Annotated in this window: 2 protein-coding genes and 1 pseudogene; 2 read left to right on the top strand and 1 reads right to left on the bottom strand. The window is 72.1% G+C overall.

The genetic code is table 11. The annotated features are described in order from the left end of the window. Nucleotides 1-15: 15 nt before the first annotated feature. A complete protein-coding gene (locus QZV84_RS04070) occupies nucleotides 16-1,113 on the bottom strand; it encodes a glycosyltransferase (RefSeq protein ID WP_292825675.1) in 1,098 nt (365 codons plus the stop codon). A gap of 283 nt (nucleotides 1,114-1,396) precedes the next feature. On the opposite strand from QZV84_RS04070, the gene QZV84_RS04065 reads away from it, so the two are divergent. Continuing rightward, a complete protein-coding gene (locus QZV84_RS04065; RefSeq protein ID WP_292825672.1) occupies nucleotides 1,397-2,761 on the top strand; it encodes a hypothetical protein in 1,365 nt (454 codons plus the stop codon). A 33-nt stretch (nucleotides 2,762-2,794) separates the two neighbouring features. Continuing rightward, nucleotides 2,795-3,013: pseudogene (locus QZV84_RS04060) on the top strand (tRNA pseudouridine(38-40) synthase TruA); the annotation flags it as partial.

Genomic DNA, 3,013 nt, shown 5'->3' with positions numbered 1-3,013 from the left:
CGGGCAGTCGCGCGTTTAGCGGTCTGCGAGCCCGGTGCCGACCCAGTTCAGCAGCTCGTCGATGAAGCGGCTGCGCGAGAAGGCCAGGGTGCGCGGGCGGAACTCCGCCGCGTTCAGGTCGGTGGCCCGCTGCAGCAGGTCGTTCCAGTCGGTGTCGTGCTCGAGGTCTGCGATCACTCCGCCGCCGACCAGGCGCACGCTCTCCTGCACGCCGCCGATGCTGCTGCCGATCACGGGGGTGCCGCAGGCCATCGCCTCGACGGGCATGATGCCGAAGTCCTCGATCGCGGGGAACACGTAGGCGATCGCGTTCGAGTAGAGCGCGCGGATCAGGTCGTCGGAGGGGGCGATGACGAAGGTGACGTCGGCGCCGGTCTCCTCGGCGTAGGCGCGCAGCTCCATCTCGCCCGGGCCGCTGCCGGCGATCACGACCGGAAGCCCGGTCGCAACGCCGGCGTCGATGACCCGCTCGAGCCGCTTGTACATGACGAAGCGAGAGGCGCCGAGCAGGTACGGCCGCTTGAGCGCGTCGAGCTGGCGCTGCTCGGAGTCGACGAGAGTCGCGCGCCAGTCCTCGATCGCGGTGAGCGTCTCGGTCTCGACGGGCGGGTAGATGACGGTCGAGGGCTGGTGCCACGCCTGGCGCACGCGCGCGCCGGTGAAGTTGCTGTTCACGGCGATCGAGGTCGCCTCGGCCGCACGGTGGCGGTCGATCGGCTTGAGCACAGTGCTGGCCGCACGCACGAACCGGCTGTTGCCGCGCTCGTCGCGCTCGGGCTCCCAGATGTAACGGGCCGGAGTGTGCGCGTAGACGAACTTCTTCGCGTCGCCCGGGGTGCGCACGTGGTGCGCGAACAGGTGCGAACTGACCAGAACCCAGTCGGGGTCCGACCCGAGCGGCATCCGCCATGTCGGCAGCATCAGCGGCAGCGCGAGCGGCTTGTGATTGCGCAGCGGCGTGCGTGCGATCCACGATTCGGTCACGGTGCGGCCCAGCAGCTCGGGCGCGTCGCTCCACAGCACCTTGACGTCGGCATCCGGCAGCGCCTGCGTCATCGCGTCGAGCACCCGTTCCGCGCCGCCCCAGCGCTCGACCCACTCGTGGATGATCACGCCGGAGCCGAGGCCTTTCGGCTGTCGTGTGCGCGCAGATGATTCGGTGAACGTGGTGATGACAGACTCCGTCCCAGGATGGGCGAAACGTCGGTGCTGCTCTGCGGTTTCGGGTACCGCTGACGTATCCCATCAGTGCGCCGCTCCCCCAGGACCGGGCGCACTTCAGAAACGATATCGCGTGCGGGAGCGAAACGGTAACCCGGGCCTGGGGCTCGTCCTGAGGAGGCGTTCCGGCCGGAGCGTTCACGGCGCCGCACCGCGTTCCCCGTAAGCTTCCGATGTGGCCGGAACTCTTCTCGTCGACGCCGTCGGCTCGTGCATCGCGATCGATCTGACCGCGCTCGACGAGGGCGATGTGGCGGCCGTGCGGGCCGCGTGGGCCGATGCGCTGGCGGATGCCGCCGCTGAGCCGGTCGAGACGGTCACGCCGCACGGATCCGAGCGGGCGCACATGCTCTCCGGGCTCTCGCAGCAGGTCACGCTGGCCGCGATCGAGGCCGCGCGCGGGCGGGCGTGGATGCTGCACGCCGCGGGCATCGCGACCGACGACGGTCAGGTGGTGGTGCTGGTCGGCCCGTCGGGCCGCGGCAAGACCACCGCGTCGCGGGCGCTCGGCGCGGTGTACGGCTACGTGTCGGACGAGACGGTCGCGATCGATGCCGACGGCCGGGTGTGGCCGTATCGCAAGCCGCTGTCGGTCATCGAAGACCCGTCCGCACCGAAGGCGCAGCTGCCGCCGTCCGCGCTGGGGCTGCAGCCGCTGCCTCATGCCGAGCTGCGCGTGGCGGCCATCGTGCTGCTCGATCGCGATCCTTCGCATGCGCCGATTCCGACGGTCGAGGTCACCGACCTCGGCGACGCGCTCGACGGGCTGGTCTCGCAGACGAGCTTTCTGCACGACCAGCCGGCGGCGCTGCGGTTCATCGCCGCGGTCGCGGCCGCAACCGGCGGCATCCGCACGGTGAAGTACCGCGAGGCGGTGACCCTGCCCGCGGTGATCGCCGAGCTCGCGCGCCCGGCGGGCGCGATCGTGGTGCCGCCGCTGCCGGAGCACGTCGTTGCGGGCGTTGCCGGTCCGGGCCCGCGGTTCACCCGCGTGGCCGTGGCTGACGAGGTCGCGGTCGATGACCCCGACCGCATCGCGCTGCTCACGATCCGCGAGAACCGGCAGGGGCACGTGACGCTGCTGGGCGGCATCGCCCCGGCCGTCTGGCGCGCGGCCGAGGGCGCGACGCTGGCTCAGCTGACCGAGGCCGCGATCGCCGCGTACGACGAGCCCGAGGGCTTCGACGCCGGCGCGGCCGTGCTGCTCGCGGTGGGGCAGCTGCTGGATGCGGGCCTGCTCACCTCGGACGAACCGGTCATCGCCCGGCGCGACGACGTCGCGTGGGTCGACAGCGGCGACCGCATCGTCGCGCTGCCGCTCAGCCCGGGGCCCGACGCGCAGCTCGCCCAGCCTGCCGCCCTGGTCGGGTCGGCGGCGCTCATCTGGGAGTGGCTCGAAGAGCCGATCACCCTCACGCAGCTGATCGCGCGGGCGACCGAGGCGGCGGGGATGGATGCCGCGGCCGAAGTCCCCGGACAGGTCGAGGCGTTCGTCGCCCAGCTCACGCAGTCGCGGCTGGTGGGCACGCCCGCCACCTGAGGTTCGGCTGCGCCCCGCAAGTAGGCTGGGGCCGTGCGCATCCGGCTCGATATCGCCTACGACGGCACGCATTTCCGCGGGTGGGCGGTGCAGCCCGGACTCCGCACGGTGCAGGGCACGATCGAGAGCGCGCTCGCGCGCATCCTGGGCGGGCAGCCCCGGCTCGTCGTCGCCGGGCGCACGGATGCCGGCGTGCACGCCTCCGGTCAGGTCGCCCATCTCGATCTCGACGAGGCGCAGGTCGTCCGGCTG

Source organism: Microbacterium sp. (assembly GCF_011620715.1).
In the GTDB taxonomy this organism is placed as follows: domain Bacteria; phylum Actinomycetota; class Actinomycetes; order Actinomycetales; family Microbacteriaceae; genus Microbacterium.
This window is presented reverse-complemented; position numbering and strand designations above follow the sequence as displayed.